1 pseudogene is annotated in these 485 nt (G+C 54.4%); it reads right to left on the reverse strand.

Going from position 1 to position 485, the window contains the following annotated elements:
- Positions 1-467 (reverse strand): annotated as a pseudogene (locus HMPREF2526_RS00485) (HNH endonuclease); the annotation flags it as partial.
- Positions 468-485: the final 18 nt, after the last annotated feature.

Genomic DNA, 485 nt, shown 5'->3' on the forward strand with positions numbered 1-485 from the left:
ATGGAATCATCCAGGGTTTTACAAATATCGCGGACTTTGCGCCTGATTTGGCTACGCGTGGGAAAAGCTTGGTTCGGCTTAGAAGGGGTAAAAAAGTCAGCCAGGAGGGTGTCGATAAAATCCAGGGTTTCATCAGTCAAGGCTGTCAGTGCTGACATGGGTTGATCGATAGCAATGAGGGATTCAATGTCGAGCAGGCAGTGGGTGTCTTGTATGGCTTTGACTTTCGGCAGACTTTCTAGCCGGTGGATAGCACGCAGGCCGGATTTGATGTGGCCTTCCGGCAGTGACCAGGCAGCAACTAGGGATAGTGCGGTGGTGTTGATATCGGCGTGCAGGCTGGGCATGGCCCCGACCCAGGTTTTATAGGTGGCCCGGCGGGCTTGAGCACGGGCCATCGCGTGTGGATTATTAGGGTTGGTGGTGGAAAAGAAAAAGGTAGGCGGGCGTGTAGCGGTGGTGGTCATGGGTATCTCCCCCGAGAT

It is taken from the genome of Corynebacterium sp. HMSC070E08, from assembly GCF_001808895.1.
GTDB lineage: Bacteria > Actinomycetota > Actinomycetes > Mycobacteriales > Mycobacteriaceae > Corynebacterium > Corynebacterium hiratae.